This window comes from Emticicia fluvialis (assembly GCF_024793945.1).
GTDB lineage: Bacteria > Bacteroidota > Bacteroidia > Cytophagales > Spirosomataceae > Emticicia > Emticicia fluvialis.
This window is the reverse complement of the sequence record NZ_JANUSD010000006.1, coordinates 55,370-76,001: the sequence shown is the minus strand read 5'-3', so window position 1 is coordinate 76,001 and position 20,632 is coordinate 55,370. Positions and strand designations below refer to the sequence as shown.

The 20,632-nt window shown below is 42.8% G+C and carries 18 protein-coding genes; 10 read left to right on the top strand and 8 right to left on the bottom strand.

All coding sequences use genetic code 11. The features are described from left to right. The first annotated feature begins 149 nt into the window (after positions 1–149). Positions 150–2,636, top strand: coding sequence for an endopeptidase La (lon, locus tag NZ848_RS08620; protein ID WP_259015154.1), 2,487 nt, complete (start codon positions 150–152; stop codon positions 2,634–2,636). A gap of 52 nt (positions 2,637–2,688) precedes the next feature. Here lon and NZ848_RS08615 read toward each other — a convergent pair whose 3' ends face one another. After that, entirely contained in the window at positions 2,689–3,567 is an 879-nt protein-coding gene (locus tag NZ848_RS08615) for a DNA-3-methyladenine glycosylase family protein (RefSeq protein ID WP_259015153.1), read from the bottom strand. 39 nt (positions 3,568–3,606) lie between these two features. After that, positions 3,607–4,875: a hypothetical protein gene (locus NZ848_RS08610; RefSeq protein WP_259015152.1), complete on the bottom strand. Its 1,269-nt coding sequence runs from the start codon at positions 4,873–4,875 to the stop codon at positions 3,607–3,609. A gap of 126 nt (positions 4,876–5,001) precedes the next feature. Here NZ848_RS08610 and NZ848_RS08605 point away from each other — a divergent pair, with 126 nt between their 5' ends. After that, positions 5,002–6,066 carry a DUF1080 domain-containing protein gene (locus tag NZ848_RS08605; RefSeq protein ID WP_259015151.1) on the top strand — a complete coding sequence of 355 codons (1,065 nt, stop codon included), beginning with the start codon at positions 5,002–5,004 and terminating at the stop codon, positions 6,064–6,066. A 32-nt stretch (positions 6,067–6,098) separates the two neighbouring features. On the opposite strand, the gene NZ848_RS08600 is transcribed toward NZ848_RS08605, so the two are convergent. The 4 genes from NZ848_RS08600 to NZ848_RS08585 all read right to left on the bottom strand — a co-directional run bounded on the left by NZ848_RS08600 (position 6,099) and on the right by NZ848_RS08585 (position 11,162). Continuing rightward, entirely contained in the window at positions 6,099–6,614 is a 516-nt protein-coding gene (locus NZ848_RS08600) for a hypothetical protein (protein WP_259015150.1), read from the bottom strand. Between the two features lie 167 nt (positions 6,615–6,781). Then, the gene (locus tag NZ848_RS08595; protein ID WP_259015149.1) at positions 6,782–7,486 is read right to left on the bottom strand and encodes an outer membrane lipoprotein-sorting protein; all 705 of its coding nucleotides are present in this window, start codon (positions 7,484–7,486) and stop codon (positions 6,782–6,784) included. Between the two features lie 90 nt (positions 7,487–7,576). After that, the gene (locus NZ848_RS08590; RefSeq protein ID WP_259015148.1) at positions 7,577–10,150 is read right to left on the bottom strand and encodes a TonB-dependent receptor domain-containing protein; all 2,574 of its coding nucleotides are present in this window, start codon (positions 10,148–10,150) and stop codon (positions 7,577–7,579) included. Between the two features lie 370 nt (positions 10,151–10,520). Then, entirely contained in the window at positions 10,521–11,162 is a 642-nt protein-coding gene (locus NZ848_RS08585; RefSeq protein ID WP_259015147.1) for a hypothetical protein, read from the bottom strand. A 210-nt stretch (positions 11,163–11,372) separates the two neighbouring features. Between NZ848_RS08585 and NZ848_RS08580 the strand changes: the two genes are divergently transcribed. Next, positions 11,373–11,678: a DUF1330 domain-containing protein gene (locus tag NZ848_RS08580; RefSeq protein ID WP_253529876.1), complete on the top strand. Its 306-nt coding sequence runs from the start codon at positions 11,373–11,375 to the stop codon at positions 11,676–11,678. Positions 11,679–11,817: 139 nt separating this feature from the next. Here NZ848_RS08580 and fusA read toward each other — a convergent pair whose 3' ends face one another. Together fusA and NZ848_RS08570 are read right to left on the bottom strand one after the other, a co-directional pair. Continuing rightward, a complete protein-coding gene (gene fusA / locus NZ848_RS08575) occupies positions 11,818–13,908 on the bottom strand; it encodes an elongation factor G (protein ID WP_253529874.1) in 2,091 nt (696 codons plus the stop codon). A gap of 423 nt (positions 13,909–14,331) precedes the next feature. Next, positions 14,332–15,438 (bottom strand): carboxypeptidase-like regulatory domain-containing protein, encoded by a 1,107-nt coding sequence (locus NZ848_RS08570; RefSeq protein ID WP_259015146.1) that lies wholly within the window; start codon positions 15,436–15,438, stop codon positions 14,332–14,334. 117 nt (positions 15,439–15,555) lie between these two features. Here NZ848_RS08570 and NZ848_RS08565 point away from each other — a divergent pair, with 117 nt between their 5' ends. From NZ848_RS08565 to NZ848_RS08535, 7 genes are all read left to right on the top strand, one after another. After that, positions 15,556–16,899 carry a flavin monoamine oxidase family protein gene (locus tag NZ848_RS08565; RefSeq protein WP_259015145.1) on the top strand — a complete coding sequence of 448 codons (1,344 nt, stop codon included), beginning with the start codon at positions 15,556–15,558 and terminating at the stop codon, positions 16,897–16,899. 325 nt (positions 16,900–17,224) lie between these two features. Beyond that, a complete protein-coding gene (locus NZ848_RS08560; RefSeq protein ID WP_253529855.1) occupies positions 17,225–17,860 on the top strand; it encodes a Crp/Fnr family transcriptional regulator in 636 nt (211 codons plus the stop codon). 226 nt (positions 17,861–18,086) lie between these two features. Continuing rightward, complete coding sequence (locus NZ848_RS08555) at positions 18,087–19,508, top strand: MBL fold metallo-hydrolase (protein ID WP_259015144.1); 1,422 nt, start codon at positions 18,087–18,089, stop codon at positions 19,506–19,508. Between the two features lie 90 nt (positions 19,509–19,598). Further along, positions 19,599–19,925 carry a rhodanese-like domain-containing protein gene (locus NZ848_RS08550; RefSeq protein WP_259015143.1) on the top strand — a complete coding sequence of 109 codons (327 nt, stop codon included), beginning with the start codon at positions 19,599–19,601 and terminating at the stop codon, positions 19,923–19,925. An 11-nt stretch (positions 19,926–19,936) separates the two neighbouring features. Then, the gene (locus tag NZ848_RS08545) at positions 19,937–20,143 is read left to right on the top strand and encodes a hypothetical protein (protein WP_259015142.1); all 207 of its coding nucleotides are present in this window, start codon (positions 19,937–19,939) and stop codon (positions 20,141–20,143) included. Between the two features lie 6 nt (positions 20,144–20,149). After that, positions 20,150–20,368: a hypothetical protein gene (locus NZ848_RS08540; protein ID WP_259015141.1), complete on the top strand. Its 219-nt coding sequence runs from the start codon at positions 20,150–20,152 to the stop codon at positions 20,366–20,368. A gap of 37 nt (positions 20,369–20,405) precedes the next feature. Further along, the gene (locus tag NZ848_RS08535) at positions 20,406–20,609 is read left to right on the top strand and encodes a YgaP family membrane protein (RefSeq protein ID WP_259015140.1); all 204 of its coding nucleotides are present in this window, start codon (positions 20,406–20,408) and stop codon (positions 20,607–20,609) included. The last annotated feature ends 23 nt before the right edge of the window (positions 20,610–20,632 follow it).

Genomic DNA, 20,632 nt, shown 5'->3' with positions numbered 1-20,632 from the left:
TGACATTCTGGCAGATAAATACGAGTCATTAATGGTTTTTTAGAAGGGTGTTCAGCAGGTTTTTACCAGATAATTAACTAATGTTTGCTGTTAAATAAAACGGGTTTTTTTAAGAAAAAGCCTTATAGAAGAACCTAAATTTGTGGTACATGAATCGTGAACTAATCTCCAGCCTTATGATGGGACGCCAAGACGTAGAAAATGTGGAAATGATTGAAATCGCTTCACCGGATGAAGTGATGGAGAATGAAAATAATCTTCCAACCGAACTAGCGCTTCTTCCGCTTAGAAATACCGTTCTGTTTCCGGGTATTGTTATACCTGTTACTGTTACAAGGGCCAAATTTATTAAAATGGTAAAAAAGGCTTATCGCACCGATAAAACCATTGGTGTAGTTGCACAAATACGCCATACGCCCAACGAACCTACACCCGAAGATTTATATAAAATAGGTACGATTGCAACCATTCTTAAAATGATTGTGCTGCCTGATGGAAATGTGACGGTTATTATTCAGGGACGCCGCCGTTTTGAGGTTATTAACTATATCCAGACCGAACCACACCTAAGCGCTACGGTTAAGTATATAGCTGATAATTTTCCGAGTGTACGCAAAAAAGAGGTAAAAGCCCTGATACAGAGCCTGAAAGAGGCGGCTTATAAAATTCTGAGCCTGAATCCGGAAATACCGAAAGATGCGCAGATGGCCATCAGTAATATTGACAGCCCTAGTTTCCTGACGCACTTTTTGTCTTCTAACCTGAATATAGAGATTAGCGAGAAACAATTGCTTCTGGAGACTTACGACGGTAGCGAGCAGGCGCACAAACTGCTGGAACACATGATGAAGGAGATTCAGGTGCTTGAAATCAAAAGAGATATACAAAGCAAAGCCAGCCTTGATATTGACCAGCAACAAAGGGAATATTACCTGCGCCAGCAGATAAAGGTATTGCAGGAAGAACTGGGCATGGAAACGCCTGATCAGGAAGTAGAAAAACTGCGTGCCAAAGGTGCCAAAAAGAAATGGTCTAAAGAGGCCAATGAGCATTTTCATAAAGAACTGAACAAGATTCTGCGCATGAACTCAATGGCGCCGGAATACGGGGTTTCATTAACCTATGCCGAAACCATGATTGAGCTGCCCTGGGCAGAATACACAAAAGATAATTTTGACCTGAAAAGGGCTAAAAAAATATTAGATGCCGATCACTCGGGTCTTGAGAAAGTAAAAGAGCGTATCATTGAGTATCTGGCCGTATTAAAATTACGGAGCGATATGAAAGCGCCTATTCTGTGCCTTTATGGGCCTCCGGGTGTTGGTAAAACATCATTGGGGCGCTCAATTGCCAAGTCGCTGGGCCGTAATTACATACGGATGGCGCTGGGTGGTTTGCATGATGAGGCCGAAATACGCGGCCACAGAAAAACGTATATCGGCGCCATGCCGGGCAAGGTGATTCAGAATCTGCAAAAAGCCAGATCGTCAAACCCGGTATTTGTTTTAGACGAAATAGATAAGGTTTCCCGCGATTTCAGAGGTGACCCTTCCTCGGCACTGCTGGAAGTTCTGGACCCCGAACAAAACTCGTCCTTCAAAGACAATTACCTGGAGGTTGACTATGATTTATCTAAGGTGCTGTTCATTGCCACTGCCAATTCTTTAGATACTATTCAGGCGCCATTAAGAGACCGCATGGAGATAATTGAGATTTCAGGCTATACGGTTGAGGAGAAAATAGAAATCGCTAAAAAACACCTGGTGCCTAAGCAGTTAGAGCAACACGGTATAAAGGTAAAAGACCTGAAAATAGAAGACAAGGCTATTCAACGGGTAATTGAAGGCTACACCAGAGAATCTGGGGTTCGTCGTCTTGAACAGCAGATTGGAACTTTGATAAGAAAAGTTGCCAAATCTATTGCCATGCAGGAGGAGTATCCGAAACTGATAAAAGTTGAACACGTTGAGAAATTACTGGGTGGTGCAGTTTTTGACCAGGATTTATATGAAGGCAATGAGTTGCCAGGTGTGGTAACCGGATTGGCCTGGACATCGGTAGGTGGAGATATACTTTTCATAGAGTCTAGCCTGAGCAGGGGTAAAGGCCAGCTGACGTTGTCTGGCCAATTGGGAGACGTGATGAAAGAGTCGGCCGTTACGGCGCTTTCTTACCTTAAATCGCATGCCGATGAAATAGGTATTGATTACCGCATTTTTCAGAATTACGATTTGCACGTACACGTGCCACAGGGGGCTGTGCCAAAAGATGGCCCGTCTGCAGGTATTACAATGGTTACCTCAATGGCATCTATCTATACCCAAAGACAACTGAAGCCGAATCTGGCGATGACAGGCGAGATTACCCTGCGCGGAAAAGTACTGCCTGTGGGCGGTATAAAAGAGAAAATTCTGGCTGCCAAGCGTGCGGGTATAAAAGAGATTGTAATGTGCTACAAAAACCGCAAGGATGTAGAGGAAGTAGGTGCCGCATATACTGAAGGCCTCACTTTCCATTACGTAGACTACGTGCAGGAAGTGCTGGAAATAGCATTATTGCCCGGCAAAGTTGCCAATGCCATGAAGTTTATTCTGCCGGAAGAAAAAAAAGAGGTTGGGCCGGTAGAACTTTTATAGTGCTAACTATTGACTACAAAAAATAGCAGTTGCCTGAAGCAGCTGCTATTTTTTATTCCAGCAATGAGTGCCAGAAATAAAATGTAGCATAACCACGCCAGCCCGGCCACAGGGAAGCCATCTGGTGCAATTCGGCAATGGTGGGTTTGGCCATTAATTTATATTGGTTTTTTACCGCATGATGAAGGCCTACGTCTTCAACCGGAAACGCATCGTAGCTTCTGAGGCTTTTCATCATGGAGTAGTTGGCTGTCCAGTTTCCTACTCCTTTAATGGCAGTTAATTGCTGCTTGATTTCTTCATACCCTAGCCGGGATAGTTTCTCCTGCGCCAGAATACCCTCTGCAAATGCCTGCGAAATATTTATTATATATTGTGCCTTACTTCTGCTGAACTGAAATGGCTGGAAGTCTTCCACCTTAAGTGCCGCCAGTGTTTGTGGTGTGGGTAGTGCATAAAATGTGTCACCATCAAAAGTTACACTTTTACCAAAGTTGTGTACCAGCCTTTGCTTAAGCGCGTAAGCAAAATTAAGATTGATCTGTTGCCCGATAACCGACCAAACCAGCGACTCGAATAAATCGGGCATACCTACCATGCGCAGGCCATAGTATTTCTGGCAAAGCTGTTGCATTATAGGGTCGGCCTGTATGGCATTATAAAAAACGTTCAGGTCGGCGGTCAGGTCAAACCAGTTTTCAATATAGTTTTTTATGCGCTGCTGCACTTCTGGCGTGGCTTTTTCGGTATGGATATGAACGGCAAGGCCGTTGTGATATGCAATAGAAAACAGCACCAGCTCATTGCCCATGTCTAAAACCTTGTAGATAGTATCTCCCTTTATGGTATGCAGGCACTCTTTTTCATTACGCGATAAAAACCTCAGCAACTCCTGATAACTGAATGCTTCGGGCGTGGTAATATGTATCATTATTTAGGTTGTCGAAAATGTTAAAAATAGCGACCGAGCTTAAAGTCTGGTAATCTGTGTATTTTTTATGATGCCATTCCCCCTGAAAATAAAGCCAATTTCTTTGAGTTTACCCAGATGCTTTTTATAGGGTGTTTCAAAAATCGTTTGATTGTTTAATGCAATACTCACAAATTTGTTTCTGTTGATTATGCTCACATGCTGCCACCGGTACATTTGAGCACCAAAAGCGGTTAAATCTGTTTTTTTGCCGTCAAACCTCCGGTTACTGATACTTAGGTTTATGTTACTTTCACAGCCTTTATGGGCCAGGTTAACATACATATATTCATATTCTCCTTTAAGCAGCACGGCCACTGCCGGGCAAACTACGCCTGTTGAATCCATTCTGAAATCAGTTCTGAAAACAAATCTGTTCCCATCAATATTAAAATCGCGGCTATTATGAAAAGTGAGCATAAAGGGTTCTTTGGTATCTAGTTTGTTACTGACCAAAACATCGGGCTTTACGCCGATGATGTCTTTTGATACCCAATCGGCCTCCGGCAGTATTTTATTCTCTATCGGTGGCTGGTGTGCCGCTATTACCCAGTTGTCGGTCTTGATATGTACCGGAATCTCTCTGATGATAGAGTCGTCTGCAATGATTTTGGCCATGTAGTAGCCGGGCAGGTAATAAATATCCGTTTGCTGGTAATTGCCTTTGGTAATTTCTACTCTTCGTTTTTTATCCCACGATTGCTGAATATAAAACTTCCTGGCATTAACAGAATCGATATTGTAAGTAAAAACAACTGTGTTAGGTACGGTATTAGAAACAGAGGTTTTGGCAGAAAACTGAACGTCTCCTGCACGGATACCATTTTTGAAAAGGTTGTTTTTAAACACCAGTAAGGCCAGAACCAGAATAATGCCAGTAATGGCGAACAGCCTTGTATGGGTAGAACGAGGTCTGATTTTTTCAAAGGGCTTATCGGGGTGGGGTATAAAAGTTTCAGTTGGCGGTACGGTTTTGCCTGTAAGTATTTGGGCCAGGTCAAGTTTGAGTGTGAGCCAGTCTTTATGGTAAGCAATTTTGCTGAGGGCATCAAGTGTTGACAAATGCGGTAAACGGTTGAACTCATTGCGCCAGATTCTTTTAATAGTGGTAAGGCTGATTTTTACACCCGATTTCTCTTCAATAAAAAATGTAAGAAACTCATAATCTTTCTGCCCCCGGCTTTCGTGCAGGCTGAGCCCTGCCATTTCCTCAATTTGTTGCTTTAGCCTATCCAGAAGTTCTTTATCGATAGGGTTGATGTCGTTCATAATCAGATGGGTTAAAAAACAATCGCAAAACAGTTGTAAAACAGTTCAATCTTGCAAACGATAATTATCCGGGTGTCTGGCATATTGCAGCCTCAAATCATTACTCAAAATTTAAAACAAATTATCATGAAAATGCTCAGAATCAAATCATTAATTGTTACTTTTTTTATTGGCCTTTCTTTTAGTCTTTCGGCACAGAACGCTTTTAAAGACTGGCAGGGGTTCTCTGAAAACAACACGCCAGCCATTTTAACCGAGCAAACCTATAAAGATAAAAGCTGCATAAAATTAGATGGTAAAAATGAGGCTATCATTATTAAAAAGGATAAAAAATATGAAAATTTCAGAATAGACCTCGATATCGCCAGCCGTGTAATGGGCGGAATCGGCTTCCATGTAAAGAACGAACAGAACTACCAGTTTCTGTATTTCAGGCCCGGCTACGGTGGCACGCAGGAGGCAATTCAGTATGTGCCTATTTATAATGGGGGCTTAAGTTGGGTAATGTACCATTATCCGATTTATGAGGCCAAAGCAGCCATTGCTCAGCTGGAGTGGTTTCATGCCACTATAGAGGTGCGCGGCAGAATTATGAAAGTGTTTGTGAACTATAAAAAAGAACCAGATTTGATTGTGAGCCTGCTGGATACTGATACTGACAATGGAAGTATTTTATTGAGAAGTATGTTCGGAGAATCCTACTTTGCCAATGTGTATATTGAGGAGTTACCAAAAATACTTTACGAATGGTCTGTATCAGAGCAGTTGGTAAGAGACAAAACTTACGAATACACAGACATAAAGAAAGTTAAGAACTGGACTAAAATTAATGATAGAAGAGACGAAATGGTGAATCTGAAAAGATATTATGAATACCCTAACGGAACGGTTTTTGCCAGATGTAACATAGTTTCTGAAGCTGATAAACCCAAGTTGATGTACTTTGATTTTACCGGTAAGCTAAAAGTTTTTCTGAACGGAAAAGAGGTTTATAATTACGCCAGATTTAAGTTGGAAAGGCTGGAACTTTATCAGAACTGCACAGCCCTGGAACTGAAGAAAGGTGATAATGAGCTGGTATTTATTATTGAGGGTGACGCCTCTTTTTTTGGTGAAGGTTTTAATGCTATGGGAAGAAAACAGCATCAGAATTGGGGCTTTGTAGCTGGCTTGGCCGATATGGCCAGATAATGGTTTAAGGCATGGCTGGCATGCCCGGTCTTTTACTGTAAAAATACTACCGGCTTTGTTTCGGCTTCAAACTGCCGCAGAATACGCAGTAACTGCCCTTTTTGTTTGCTTTCTGCCCAGCCTGAATCATTATTATGGATTCCCTCAAAGTCCTGATCAAGCACCAGCCCACTCTGGTAAATAAGCGAGTCGTTTTTTAGCAGATATATACGGCTTTCAATTTTAAGTGAGTCGCTGCCATTTCTGATAAACTCGCAGTTTTTCAGCTGGCTTAGTATTTGTTTGTCAGACGATTTTAATACCCTGTTGCGTGGTATACCGGCCCAGGAGTTCATGAGGTCGGTAACACTTATAATTACATAGGCGGTGTAGTTGCCCTCCTGAAAATTAAATTGCTGAAAAGGCTTGTTTTCGTCTTTGATTGCTACAATAGAGGCTTGAGAGGTGGTGTTTTTATCGAAAATAAAAAATGGATATAGACCGATAAAGTAAGCAACAACCAGGCCCAGGCATATAGCAGATAAGGCAAAAGCGATTGTCTTTTTCATTCGGTGAGTCACAGCTTGGTTTAGTTTATTGAATACATAGTAGCAGTCGTGCTGCAATTTTATTTTTTTTTTTGATGTAGCAAAAAAAAATTATTTACCGGTACCTGTAAAACAGAAGAGGCGTGCCTGCAGGCGCGCCTCTTTGTTCAATTAAATGCTAATGACTATCATTTAGGTTTTTTGAAAACCGCTGCATCAACCGGAGGGTTAATCTTGATTTTATTGGTTATAAATGCCAGATTACCCATCTGATTTACCATGTCCATAGAATAGGCAAACTTAATGCCGTCTACATCTTTGTAATCAGAGAAACTGATTTCCACTTCCACACCATTGGCTGAAGCCTTTGTTTTGGTCAACATGTAGGTGGTGGCGTCTATATACTGATCAATCACATCACCTGTTGCCGAAGTTACTTTCAGATGGTAGCTGTCTTTTTTGTCTACTTTTTCTTTGCCCACCAGCTCAACTTTATTGCCTTTTTCTTTATAATTGAAAAGCGGACCGAAAGGGTCTAGCTGGCCTTTTAATTGTTTTGCCTGTTCAGCAGGCATATCTTCCGGCTCGCCTGTGCCACCCATCATTGTCGGGCGAACCATCCAGGCTGAAGTACCATCATAAGCCTGAACCATTGAGTTACCCATCACGGTTGACTCAGAGCGTACTGCTTTGTTTACTACCATTGTGCTGGTGCTTGGTATTTCCATGCCTTGTACAGACAACGAGCGCTCAATGTAAAGGGTATTTACCGATTTCAATTTATCTGCTCCGCCAAGGGCCGAAATGTGCTTGTCTACTATTTCATCGACAGTCTGGGCAAAGCTGCTTATTGAAACCAAAGCTGCAAATGCTGTTGCAAAAAGTTTGTTCATTTTCATTGTTCGATTTGAATTAAGTTTATTCGTTAGTTTATTAAGGGGCTTATCTGTAAATCCCTCCGGATTTAAAGCCGGAGGGGCTGGTTATTGTCTTGGTTGCCCGCCGCCTGTAGTGCCACCTGTGGTTTGTCCGCCGCTTTGGCCATCGCTTTTTACGTCGTCGTTGTTTACTGAGCGGGCTTTTTTCTTAGGTGCATCTACTGTCATTTTACCAATTTTGTAGCTGAATGTAAGGCGCACACCTCTGTTATACATATAAATATTGTTTACCTGATTGAACTGCGCCGATTTCAACTCACTACGGATATTGAAACTTTTGTTCAGGAAGTTTTCGCCGGCAAGGCCAAGGCTTCCTTTTTTGTTTTTAAAGTCTTTTTTGATACCAATGGTATAGAAGCCGAATCCACCCTGGTTACCCTGTAATTGAACCTGGTTTCCTTGCAGAAACCCGAAGGCCTGTGCACCCCATCCGTTTTTAAAGGTAGCCTGCGAGAACACACCACCACTGATATTCCAGCCTGAGTTAGTTATGGTTTCAGACACATTGTTCATGCCTAATACTTGTCCTTCAAGCGTATTGTAGATGATATTGGCAAACAAACCGACGTTAATTTTCGATGTTGCTGCAACGTTAGCAAAAATGTTGGAACCATACGCATGTTGGCGCCCGATATTTTTGTAAGTAGTAACAATTGCACCGGGCAGGGTATCTGACGGAATACGAACCTGCGATATGGCATTATTGGTTACTCTACCAAAAAACGAAGCATTCACAAAGGTTTTCTTAATGTTTTTGCTCAATGTTAATTCAAAGTTGTCAGTTATCTCTGGTTTCAGAGTAGGGTCACCCACAGTGATATTCTGAGGGTTAGCCGAGTTAAAGTTCGGGTTTAACTGTTGCAAACCCGGGCGTTGAATACGCTTATTGTAAGCCAGCTTAAAGGTAGTACCTTTAATGGTTTTTGAGGCATTTACACTTGGCACCAATACTCCGTAATCTGCTACACCAATCTGCCCGCCTTCTGTTGTGCTGGCATCTATAAATGTGTGTTCGTAGCGCAAACCACCTTTAAAGGTATAACGTTTTTTGGTAGTATAAGTATATGAGCTATAAGCTGCTGCTATATTCTGGTGGTAGGTAAGTGCACCCTGCGGCTGATTGATTTCAGTTGAGAAATTGCCGGTTGGCCCTGCAATCAGAAACTTGTAATCGCTGGTTACTTCACGGAAGATACCCTTTCCGCCAAATTCAAGCATCTGGTTTTTTCTGATTGGGGTCTGGTAATCACTTTGCAGGGTAAATTCCTGATTCAGATTTGAGTTAATATTACGCTGACGGTTCAATAACTCTCCGCCTTGGGTCATCAGGTTGGCGTCAAAGTTATTTTTAAGGTCATTACGGCTATAAAGTGTAGAAATACTCCATTCCTGTTGAGGTTTTTTATAAGTGTGCAGGTAATCAATGTTCATGTCAACTGTTCCTGACAGGTTGTCTGCGTCAACGTCTCTTCTTGAGCTGGCGTCGGCGTCAAGGCTGCCATTACGGAATAACCTGGTTACAAGGTCTTGTTGCGTGCTGAAGTTACGAACGCCATAACGTACACCAGCTGTCAGGCTTTGGTTTTTGGCCAGGTCGTAATCGAATCCCAGGTTATACTGGCCAAACAACCCGTGACTTGAACCATCACCCGTTTGTTTGGTAAGCGTAGAAACTCCGTTTACGATACTTGTCTGGTCGAGAGAAGTTTTGGTAATGGTGTTATACATCCCACGGCCAAAACCACCTAGCGTTACGCCGCCTTTACCTTTTCTGTAGTTGCCGTTCAGGCTAAGTAATGAGCCTCTGTTACCAACGCCGCCATCTATATTCAGGCTTAAACCTTGCAGGCTGTTCTTTTTAGTAATGATGTTAATAATACCACCAGAACCTTCAGCATCATATTTAGCAGATGGACTGGTGATAACCTCAACGGTTTTAATCTGGTCGGCCGGTATTTGCTTCAAGGCATCGGCTACGCTGCTGGCAACTATGGTGCTGGGTTTATTGTTAATTAAAACCCTGATGTTCTGGCTACCTCTCAACGAAACGTTGCCGTCAAGGTCTACTGTCAATAAAGGTACTTTACGCAATACGTCTGAGGCATCGCCGCCTTTGGCTGCAATGTCTTTTTCTGCATTATAAACCAGGCGGTCAACTTTTTCTTCAATCAGGGCAGACTGGCCGGTTACGGTAACTTCATTCAGCAATTTGGCACTGCTGGCTATCAGAATGTTGCCCAGGTCAAGTTCTTGTCCTTTGCTTAGGGTTACATTGATATCTTTGGTAGTATAACCAATAAATGTAATTTGTAATTTAAACGAACCGGCAGCCACTTTGCTTAGGGTAAATTTCCCTTTTTCGTCGGCCATGGTGCCATCTACAGGCTTGCCGGTGGTTTTATCAAGAAGGGCAACACTGGCAAATTCAACAGTTTTATTGGTAGTTGAGTCTACCACAATACCCGAAATTTTGCTATTACCTTTGGGTGTCTGGTCTCCTGCTGTACCCGGCAATGCTTTGGTGGCTGGTGCCCCGCCCATCGGGAACTGAGCCTGAGCTGCCGTAAATGAGGTGAAAACAGATGCGATTAGAATGATTAGTAAATTACTTTTTTTCATGATTTAGTTTTTAACGTTACAAAGTTGGTTCAGAAAAGCTAATACTGAAACCAAAAATGGATAAGTGTATCATTTAGGATGATGAATACTTGATATTAACCGATGAGTGTCTTAATTGAATTACAGGTGGTTGCTGTGAGGTTTACAAGCGGTTGGCCAGGCTGCTGAATGGTATAAAAACGTATGCCGGATTAGTAATAAAATATCTAAAAATAGTAATACACGGGGCTAGTAAGAATTTGTGCAGCAGTAGAAGATTGCCCCGGGTATGGTTAGTATTTATACGCCTGTGGCATTTTTTGAAAATACCAACCTGGTGTTGGTATAGAAAACAAGCCCTGATTGGTATCCTTGCCAATAGGAATTAGTATTAATGATTAACGGTTGGTGTTACCACCAGATTTGTAAATTCAGCGCGTGTAGCCGGCCCGGCCCAGATAGCAATTTTGCCCGGCCTTGCAGGGGCCAGACTCTTCACTTCAAGGCAGGGAGCAGGATGATTATTGACATACACCCTGATAAACGGCCGGCCTACAACAACTCTGGCATGAAACCAGTCGTCCGGGTCTGGTACAGGCTTTACTTTGTTTTCGTATTTCCCGGGGAAATCATCTCGCAGTTTAAACCAGGGGGCATCAGGCAGTGAGGCATATTGCACGGCTCTGCTCCGGCGGGCCGTGTCGGCGTTCATGAAATTAAATGGTCTGAAATAAACGTGTTCATAGGTCTGGCTATCCTGCACATTAAAGGCTACACCTACAAAGCTTTGTTGTAAGAGGTTTGCCCCTTTTACGTCAAATTCAATCGTGCCGTTGGTCATTTCAAAATCTTTAAGCACCATCATGCCGTCGTTATCTGTTTTGTCTAGCTGTAAAGTATCTTTCCATATCGGTGTGGGCTTGTTGTAAATAAGCCAGAGCGATGGATTTTTAAAGTCTGCTCTCGGTGGATTGCCTTGCGGGTACGCAATTTGAGACATAAGGAAGAAGAAGACAGTCAGTAGCTTTTTCATAAATAGGCTGGTTTTATTAACAATAAAAAATGGAGTTTTGCCAATGGCATGATTGTTTTTTGGCAAATTTGTAGAAAAGAAAAGGTGTTACCTGTTCAAACCGATACCAAATCTGGTTCAAGTCTGGTGCATCATTAAAATTACTTCTGGCAAGACTACCGATTGCGGCTAAAACAAAATCAGATAATAGAACCTGAATCAATATTTAGTATGATTTACATTACTCAGCTTATTTTTATTAAAGAGGGCAAAGAAGAAGTTTTTCATGAGTTTGAGAATTTTGCCATACCCTTGATGGAGAAATATAACGGCAAGTTATTGTACCGGATACGGCCTGATGCAGCCGCCTATATAGCTGGTGAAGAAGAGAAACCCTATGAAATTCATATTGTTTCTTTTGAGCATGAAAGCGACTTACTGGGCTTTATGAAAGACGACGGCCGTATGAAATTTTTGCCCTTAAAAGAAGAGTCGGTTAAAACCATTCTGATGATTAAGGGGGCTAAAATGGGGTAAGGAGTAATTAAGAGAAGGCGCAACAAATAATTGTAAAAATACAGGCGAGTGATGTTGAAAAGATTATGACCGTGAGTACCAAACAAAAACACCTGCCTCGAAACCGAAGCAGGTGTTTTTTATATACTTAAAGCTATTATTAAGCTTTTGATTTTGCAATTACGCCATCTGCAATGTTTTGCGGAACGATTTCGTAATGTGAGAACGTCAAGTTAGCTGTAGCACGACCAGAGGACATCGTACGAAGGTCTGTTACGTAACCGAACAATTCTGAAAGAGGTACATCAGCTTTGATTACTTGCGAACCAGCTTTAGTATCCATACCTCTCATCACACCACGACGACGGTTCAAGTCACCTGTGATAGGACCTGTGTATTCGTCAGGAGTTACTACCTCTACTGCCATGATTGGTTCAAGCAATTTAGGGCCAGCCTGACGAGCAGCTTCTTTGAAGCCCATACGAGCAGCTAGCTCGAAAGACAATGAGTCAGAGTCAACGTCGTGGAATGAACCGTGGAACAAACGCACTTTCATTGAGTCAACAGGGAAACCTGCTAACGGACCATTTGACATAGCTGATTCGAAACCTTTCTGGATAGCAGGGATAAACTCTTTTGGAATGATACCACCCACAATGTTGTTTACGAACTCAAGACCTGTTTTCTCGTCTGTACGTGGTCCGATTTCGAATACGATATCGGCAAATTTACCACGACCACCCGATTGTTTCTTGTAAACCTCACGGTGTTCGATAGACTTGGTGATGGTTTCTTTGTACGCCACCTGTGGTGCACCCTGGTTTACTTCTACTTTAAACTCACGACGCATACGGTCGATGATGATTTCAAGGTGAAGCTCACCCATACCACGGATGATGGTCTGACCTGTTTCTTCGTTTGATTCAACCTGTAGAGTTGGGTCTTCTTCAATCAGTTTAGTGATTGCTTTAGAGAAGTTATCCTGATCGGCTGTTTTCTTAGGCTCGATAGCATACCCGATAACCGGATCAGGGAATACCATTGATTCAAGAACGATTGGGTTTTTCTCGTCAGAAAGTGTATCACCGGTTTTAATATCTTTGAAACCTACTACCGCACCGATGTCACCGGCACCCAAACGCTCAATTGAGTTTTGTTTGTTGGCGTGCATCTGGAAGATACGAGAGATACGCTCTTTATTGCCTGAACGGTTGTTCAATACATAAGAACCGGCATCTAAACCACCCGAATAAGCACGGATGAAACAAAGACGGCCAACGTAAGGGTCAGTAGCAATTTTGAAGGCAAGAGCCGCGAAAGGATCGCTTTCAGTTGGTTTACGGAAAATCTCTGCACCTGTATCAGGGTTAGTTCCTTTAATGGCTTCTTTATCCAATGGTGAAGGCAACAGGGCCATCACGTAGTCAAGCATGGTTTGTACACCCTTGTTTTTGAATGAAGAACCACAAAGCATCGGAACAATCTTCATGGCAATAACTGCCTGGCGAAGCGCTGCAAGAATTTCGTCTTCTGTAATTGAATTCGGGTCTTCGAAGTATTTCTCCATCAAAGTATCATCAAATTCAGCTACAGCTTCCAACAATTTCTCACGGTATTCAGTAGCCTCTTCCATCATGTCGTCAGGAATCGGTACTTCAGTGAAAGTCATCCCTTTGTCATGCTCGTTCCAAACGATACCGCGGAAGTTCACAAGGTCAACAACACCTTTAAAGTTATCTTCAGCGCCGATTGGCAATTGAAGTGGCACTGCGTTGCTGCCCAACATCTCTTTTACTTGCTTACACACGTTAAGGAAGTCGGCACCTGAGCGGTCCATTTTGTTAACGAAACCCAAACGAGCTACGTTGTAGTTGTTGGCCAAACGCCAGTTAGTTTCAGATTGAGGCTCAACACCGTCAACCGCACTAAATAAGAACACCAAGCCGTCTAATACACGTAGTGAACGGTTTACTTCTACAGTAAAGTCAACGTGACCTGGAGTATCAATTATATTGATATGATATTTTTGGTCTCTGTAATTCCAACCAACGGTGGTTGCAGCTGATGTGATGGTAATACCTCTTTCCTGCTCTTGCTCCATCCAGTCCATCGTAGCAGCTCCATCGTGTACCTCACCGATTTTGTGGCTCACGCCGGCATAATAAAGGATACGCTCAGTGGTAGTTGTTTTACCTGCGTCAATGTGGGCAGCAATACCGATGTTTCTTGTAAATTTTAAATCGCGTGCCATTTTTTTAGATTTTTGAAAAAATGTTTTTAAGAGTCTGGTTATCAGACAATATTGTTGAGAAACTTTTATTCCAAGCTAATATTAGAATTGTATTTCGGGGTGCAAAATTATGAATACTTTTTGAGAAAATCAAAAAGGTTTTGTTTTTTATGAATATTTCTTGCTTGTAGGCAGTAGGTTACAACATTAGGCCAGGAAATGCGTACTCAAATTCTGAAATCTCAGGTTCAAGGAAAGAAAGGCAAATAGTTTCTGATACCTGACAGTAAATCTTATAAAGTTTACCCTTGCCAACCACAACTGAAGAGCAATTGGTTGTTCTGGTTTGCATCTGGGGGTAAAGATACTACCATGTTAACCGTGTCATTTGCTACCATAAGCCTGCCTGCATCTTAGGGCGTGCCACATAAATTTGGCCCTGGCTTATCTCTCAATAATAATCCGTACTGTTGAAACCTCATGTTCTGCAATACTCCTTTCGTTACGGTAAACTATTCTGACAATATAGGAGCCTCGGGGAACATGTCTTACATCTACCCGAACCATGCCGTCAGATACTTTTGAGAAACTCTCTGTAAATACCCGGCCCGAATTATCATATATTTGAACGCTTTGTACTTCCTGAAACCCGTTTTGCTGTAACCATTGTTCATGTACCGACCTCTCATAAGATGTTCCTGCAGAATCGGGCGATGCTGACAGTTGCGGTACCAATGTAAGTTCTCCATTTTGAACAGCATTGCCCCATACGGTTGCTTCTGAGGCAAATTTTGGGAGAGGAGCTGCTATTTCAGAACTGCAATAGATACGAACGATTCCAGCACCCATCACTCTTTTCACCATAGAACTATAGCTTATAATATTAACTTCGGCTAAACCCATTACTGCGGCACTCATGGCAGTTATGTCATTTTTATTATTCTCATTAGCTCGCTTCATCACACTTTCGTAACCTAAAAAACTGAAAATAAGTGTATCTTTTTCATTAGCTGATATTTGATAACTGCCGCTGCTGTCTGTCATAATTCCTTGTTCGGTTCCTTTTACTCTGATGTTTACATAAGGTAAAGCCTCACCTGATTCATTATCAATAACCCTGCCCGAAATAATCTTATTCTGGGCTATTCCGTCTTCAATCATTAAGAAAGTTAAGATTGTGGCGGCTATGTTCCGAACCACCTTAACCGACCGCATGGGTGGTAATTTAATCAATTGATTTTGCGCATGAGATCGTAAATTCGCTACAGGAATCTCATATAAGACCTGATTGCCTCCTTCGCTCCATTCAGGAAACCAATCTTCAATTCTATAATTCTTTTTCAACTGGTCATCTCTAAAACGCCCGCAGACGTTATCTGATGATGCTTGTCGGTCTCTGAAAAAAGCCACCACCTGGCTTTCAGACATCTGGCTGAAATCAATTACATTTTTAGCGCATGAAGCACAAAAACCACCTGTGGAGGTGGGCAAAAATGATTCCCATCGCTCGTGGCATGGATTATCTACATTGAGTTGGAAAGATGGCATCATACTTTCAGTTTTTTAAGTTTTGTAGTGTAGATGCAGGCAAAGTAGTTTTTTCATAAAAGATGTTGGTTTTTTACAAAAAAATATTCAAATTAGGATTCCCTAATCTTTAACCTTCTTATGCAAACCTACGATGCCATTGTTGTCGGTGCCGGATATGCCGGGCTAACCGCTACCCGCGAACTGCTCAGAGCCGGAAAAAAAGTAATTTTACTGGAAGCCCGCGACCGCGTAGGCGGCAGGGTGCATACCCAATATTTTGAAGACGGCAGCTACGTAGACCTGGGCGCTGCATGGGTAGGGCCCACTCAAGACAAAATCTATGCCCTGGCAAAGGAGTTTGGCGTGCAGACTTTTCCGACTTTTGACGAAGGGAAAAGCACCCTTTACTTTAACAATAAACTGAAATATTATAAAGGGATAATTCCGCCCTTGCCCATAGGCGCGCTTCTAAGTCTGGATATGGCCATTAAGCGTATGAATAAGCTGTCTAAAACAGTAGACCTGCAAAACCCCTGGAATACGCCCAATGCTGACTATTATGACTCGCTGACTCTGGCAGCCTGGATGGACAAACAGATGTCGTTCAAAACGGCAAAAGTTATGTTTAAGCTGGCGGCAGAGGCCATCTGGGCGGCTGACCCCAACGAAATATCAATGCTGCACGCGCTGTTTTATACCAGGTCAGGTGGGGACTTGGATATGCTGATGAATGTAAAGAACGGGGCGCAGGAAGAACGACTGGTAGGAGGGGCCGCGCAACCGGCATTACGGCTTGCAGATACTTTTAAGGAACACATCCGTTTAAACAGCATCGTCAGAAGCATCAGCCAGGATGGCACACTGGTAACCGTAAAAGGCGATGGCTTTGAGCTGACGGCTTCAAAAGTTATAGTGGCATTGCCACCCATGCTTGCGGGCAGGATACAGTACGCCCCGCTTATGCCTGTTAACAGAGAGCAGCTTACCCAGCGTATGCCAATGGGCAATGTCTGGAAAACGTATGCCATATATGACAAACCCTTCTGGCGGGAAGATGGACTGAACGGTTTGGCGGCTACTAATGATGGCTACGTGACAGTAACTTTCGATAACTCGCCCAAAGATGCCAGTAAAGGAATTATGATGGGTTTTGTGCTGGGGAATCAGGCCAAAGCTTTTGCAAGACTATCGCCCGAAGAAAGAAAAGCATCTGTGCTGAATACCTTTGCCCGGTTTTACGGGCAGAAGGCCCGGCAACCTGTTCAGTACCTTGATCATAGCTGGGCAGAAGAAGAGTTTACCCGCGGCTGTTATGCCGGATTAATGCCTACCGGTGCCTGGACCTCCGTCGGCAAAGCTTTAAGAGAACCCGTAGGCCATATTCATTGGGCTGGTACTGAAACGGCTGATGTCTGGAATGGGTACATTGACGGCGCCATCCGTTCAGGCGAGCGGGTTGCACGTGAAATTCTGGCTTTTTAAAGTGCTTTTTTTAAATAATATGCCCTGAATAAATTTATTTCTTAAACGTTTTTATGGAAATTGTCAGAGGCACCTACAGTGGTTGTCTGAAAATATAAATTTATGGCTACCATATCTATCACAGGCTCACTTGTTTCGTCAGATTACTCAATACCTTCAAGGTAAAATTTAGTTCGTTTTTCTCTCCTGAAGTGTGTGTTATGAATATATCCATTTTTAAAAAGTAAATTTCCGGTTTCAGCATGCCACTAAAACAATGTAACATTTGTTACATAAGCATTTAAGGCATATACCTATTTTTGATGTTTAAACAAAAGCTTTTATTATGAAGCCCGGCATCTCATTGCTTCAGGAAAATTTTACAGGCATATTTGAATACGAATTGTTGCAGGAATTAGCACTGGTTGGAAATTACGTTGTACTGGAAGAAGGGCATGTTTTGATGCAGCCCGGCGGCTATATCAGGTTTGTACCTATTATATTAAAGGGGTCGGTAAAAATACTCAGGCCAGATAAAGAAGGGCGCGAGGCCTTGCTATACTACCTGGGTGGTATGGACTCATGCGCCATGTCTCTTACCTGTTGTCTGGGGCACCGGCAAAGCGAAATACTTGCCGTAACTGATGAAGAAACCACCCTTATCAGCATTCCGGTTGAGAAGGTAGAAGAATGGATGACCCGGTATAACTCCTGGAGGCAATTTGTTTTTATGACTTATCAGCGACGCTTTGAAGATTTGCTGAACACCATTGACCAGATAGCTTTTCATAAGCTGGACGACCGCCTGCTGATGCTGCTGAAACGGAAAGCCAAAGCCTGTAATTGTAAGGTTTTTGTGATAACCCATGAAGAGCTGGCCAATGAACTGGCCACGTCAAGAGAGGTGGTGTCCAGACTGCTGAAACAATTAGAAAAACTCGGAAAAGTAAAGCTGTCCAGAAACAGGATTGAATTACTCTGACATACCGTTTAAAGAATAAGTTTTCTGAACGGAAATTGCCTCTGGCGGTTTCCGTTCTTTTTGTTTTGTGCCGTTATGACATCCGTCATTAATTGTAGTGTTTAAGCTTCATAATTTTAGGTGCTTTAAGATAAGGTATTACAAGTGTGAGAAATGTTACTGACAAGCAATTGGCGGGCAAATACATTTGTAGCAGCTTAAAATTTTAAACTTAAACACAATAACAATGAAAATAGAACAGATGTACACCGGTTGCCTGGCAGAGGCAGCCTATTACATAGAGTCGGCGGGTGAGGCCGCAGTGATTGACCCACTTCGAGACAGTAATACGTATGTGAGCAAGGCCATGAAAGACAATGCCCAGATAAAATATGTTTTTGAAACCCACTTTCACGCCGATTTTGTATCAGGTCATCTTGAACTGGCCAATAAAACCGGAGCCACCATTGTATTCGGGTCTACGGCAAAGCCGGGCTATGAAGCACACGTAGCCCACGATGGCGAAGTATTTACTTTAGGTAACGTAAAGATAAAACTGCTGCACACGCCAGGGCATACAATGGAGTCGTCATGCTATTTGCTGATTGATGAAAGTGGCAAAGAGACGGCGCTTTTTTCAGGCGATACCCTATTTATTAATGATGTTGGCCGGCCAGACCTGGCGCAGCATGTGATAGCAGAGCTGACACAGGAAAAACTGGCCTCGCACCTGTATCATTCGCTTCGAAACAAAATAATGCCATTAAGCGACGACCTCATCGTTTATCCAAACCATGGTGCGGGTAGTGCCTGCGGTAAAAACATGAGCAAAGACACTTTTGATACACTGGGGCATCAGAAAAAGGTAAACTACGCGCTGAACCCGTCGCTTACTGAAGAGCAGTTTATTAAAGATTTATTGACAGGCCTTGTACCACCTCCGGCCTATTTTCCGTTTAATGTGTTAATGAACCTGAAAGGCTACGAAAGCCTCGACAATGTGTTGAGCCGTGGCATGCGGGCATTAAATGTGCGCGAGTTTGAAGCAGCCGCACAAGAAACTGATGCCCTGATACTGGATGTAAGAGGTGCGGCAGAATTTGCCGCGGCATTTATTCCGGGGTCGGTAAATATTGGTCTTAACGGGCAGTTTGCATCCTGGGTTGGTACGCTAATCAAAGATTTAAAACAGCCGGTTTTACTGGTTGCAGAAGAAGGCAAAGAAGAAGAAACCATTACCAGATTGGCTCGTGTAGGATATGATAATTGCATTGGATACCTAAAAGGCGGTGTTAAGGAATGGATAAATGCAGGCCATGAGACTGATAGTGTACAGCAGGTAGACGCTGAAAAGTTTGCCGATTTAATGAATACAATAACAGCCTTGCCCGTAATAGACGTAAGAAAGAAAAGTGAGTATGACTCAGAACATATTTTGGGTGCAGAGAATATGCCGCTTGATTTTCTGAATGATTACATGGCTCAGGTAAACCCTGGCAATACTTATTATGTACATTGCGCCGGAGGATACAGGTCTATGATAGCCATTTCTATTCTTAAAGCACGCGGATTTCATAACCTGATTGACGTGGCCGGTGGTTTTGCAGCAATTAAGCAAACCGGCAGGGTAGCTGTAACAGACTATGTTTGTCCAACAACCCTGCTCTGAAATAAATTATCTCTGTGTGATAAAAATCACTGCAGGGGTATCATTTTTTGCTGACATTTGGTTTATAATTAATTTATAAACGGCAAAAAAATGTTCGATTTCTTTAAAACCAAAAAGCAGTATCAGGATGTGTCAGGGCAAGCCTTCAAGCAACTGCTGAACGAAAATAAAGAGGCTGTGTTGCTGGATGTACGCACACCCATGGAATACAGACAGGGGGCCATTAAAGGGGCCATTAATGCAGATATCATGAGCGGCGATTTTCAAAATCGGCTGGATGGGCTGGACCCTCAGAAAACTTACCTGCTTTATTGCAGAAGTGGCGCCAGAAGTGCGCAGGCCTGTCATTTAATGGCAGGTAAGGGCTTTAAAAATGTTTACAACCTTTCAGGTGGTATAGGAAGCTATCCGCGATAAACAAAGGCAATATGAAAACTTTATTGAAAGACTGGAACGCCGTTCGCATCATAAGGCTGGTAGCTGGTATGGGTATTATTATCATGGCCTTTATTGAAAACCAGTTGCTTCTCAGTGTTATCGGGCTGCTGTTGGTGGTGCAGGCCGTAATGAATTTTGGTTGCGGCCCCGGTGGCTGCAGTATCCCTGATAACCGCCGGTATAGACGCAGAACATAATATTATATGAAAAACAAAAGATTCATTGTCTGGGTATTTACAGCCATCGGCGCCCTGGGCGGTTACTTGTACTGGAAAGAAATAGGCTGCCTGACAGGTACCTGCCCGCTTAAATCGCAGTGGCAGACCATGATTCCAATCGGGGGGTATTTCGGGTTCTTTTTCGGCGATTTACTGAAAGACTTTTTGAATAAACAACCGCAAAAACCCGGCGGCGATAATTAGTTTCAGTAGTACAATACCATTTTTAAACTCTTTTACTATGAAAAACATTGGCAGCACCGACCGTATCGTCAGATTCCTGGTTGCACTTCTGGCCCTGATACTCTATTTTACAAAAGTATTAACGGGGGTTTGGGGCATAGTGGCATTAGTAGCAGGAGGTATTTTCCTGATTACTGCTTTGATAAACTATTGTCCGCTTTATTCAATATTCGGTATAAATACCTGCCGTAAAAAGGCATAATTTTGAAGTCCGCTAACAGAATC

Excerpts from the sequence above, each read along its gene's own strand:
- NZ848_RS08555 (WP_259015144.1), top strand. The coding sequence starts at position 18,087 with ATGAAAATAGAACAGATGTACACCGGTTGCCTGGCAGAGGCAGCCTAT.
- NZ848_RS08535 (WP_259015140.1), top strand. The coding sequence starts at position 20,406 with ATGAAAAACATTGGCAGCACCGACCGTATCGTCAGATTCCTGGTTGCA.
- NZ848_RS08600 (WP_259015150.1), bottom strand. The coding sequence starts at position 6,614 with ATGAAAAAGACAATCGCTTTTGCCTTATCTGCTATATGCCTGGGCCTG.
- NZ848_RS08615 (WP_259015153.1), bottom strand. The coding sequence starts at position 3,567 with ATGATACATATTACCACGCCCGAAGCATTCAGTTATCAGGAGTTGCTG.
- NZ848_RS08595 (WP_259015149.1), bottom strand. The coding sequence starts at position 7,486 with ATGAACAAACTTTTTGCAACAGCATTTGCAGCTTTGGTTTCAATAAGC.
- fusA (WP_253529874.1), bottom strand. The coding sequence starts at position 13,908 with ATGGCACGCGATTTAAAATTTACAAGAAACATCGGTATTGCTGCCCAC.
- NZ848_RS08570 (WP_259015146.1), bottom strand. The coding sequence starts at position 15,438 with ATGATGCCATCTTTCCAACTCAATGTAGATAATCCATGCCACGAGCGA.
- NZ848_RS08605 (WP_259015151.1), top strand. The coding sequence starts at position 5,002 with ATGAAAATGCTCAGAATCAAATCATTAATTGTTACTTTTTTTATTGGC.
- NZ848_RS08550 (WP_259015143.1), top strand. The coding sequence starts at position 19,599 with ATGTTCGATTTCTTTAAAACCAAAAAGCAGTATCAGGATGTGTCAGGG.
- NZ848_RS08585 (WP_259015147.1), bottom strand. The coding sequence starts at position 11,162 with ATGAAAAAGCTACTGACTGTCTTCTTCTTCCTTATGTCTCAAATTGCG.
- NZ848_RS08545 (WP_259015142.1), top strand. The coding sequence starts at position 19,937 with ATGAAAACTTTATTGAAAGACTGGAACGCCGTTCGCATCATAAGGCTG.
- NZ848_RS08590 (WP_259015148.1), bottom strand. The coding sequence starts at position 10,150 with ATGAAAAAAAGTAATTTACTAATCATTCTAATCGCATCTGTTTTCACC.
- NZ848_RS08540 (WP_259015141.1), top strand. The coding sequence starts at position 20,150 with ATGAAAAACAAAAGATTCATTGTCTGGGTATTTACAGCCATCGGCGCC.
- NZ848_RS08560 (WP_253529855.1), top strand. The coding sequence starts at position 17,225 with ATGAAGCCCGGCATCTCATTGCTTCAGGAAAATTTTACAGGCATATTT.
- NZ848_RS08610 (WP_259015152.1), bottom strand. The coding sequence starts at position 4,875 with ATGAACGACATCAACCCTATCGATAAAGAACTTCTGGATAGGCTAAAG.
- lon (WP_259015154.1), top strand. The coding sequence starts at position 150 with ATGAATCGTGAACTAATCTCCAGCCTTATGATGGGACGCCAAGACGTA.
- NZ848_RS08580 (WP_253529876.1), top strand. The coding sequence starts at position 11,373 with ATGATTTACATTACTCAGCTTATTTTTATTAAAGAGGGCAAAGAAGAA.
- NZ848_RS08565 (WP_259015145.1), top strand. The coding sequence starts at position 15,556 with ATGCAAACCTACGATGCCATTGTTGTCGGTGCCGGATATGCCGGGCTA.